Consider the following 215-nt stretch of genomic DNA (forward strand, 5'->3'; position numbering starts at 1 on the left):
CGCCAAAAAAGGGAGTTTCCCGCCTCAAAACGACGACGAGAAAAGGTCTCGTCGCTAAAAACGAGCGATTTTCGCCTCAAAATGGTGACGAGAAGGGGTTTCGTCGCCAAAAAAGGGAGTTTCCTGCCCAAAAGTGACGACGAGAAAGGGTCTCGTCGCCAAAAAAGGAGTTTCCCGCCTCAAAACGACGACGAGAAAGAGTCTCGTCGCCAAAA

Annotated in this window: 1 protein-coding gene; it reads left to right on the forward strand. The window is 50.7% G+C overall.

Features of this window, described 5'->3' with window-relative positions; genetic code table 11:
- A partial coding sequence (locus LIZ98_RS17885; RefSeq protein WP_227203210.1) for a hypothetical protein occupies positions 1-215 on the forward strand: 215 nt, incomplete at both ends.

Origin of the sequence: Caldibacillus sp. 210928-DFI.2.18 (genome assembly GCF_020554505.1) — a bacterium.
Lineage (GTDB): Bacteria > Bacillota > Bacilli > Bacillales > Caldibacillaceae > Caldifermentibacillus > Caldifermentibacillus hisashii.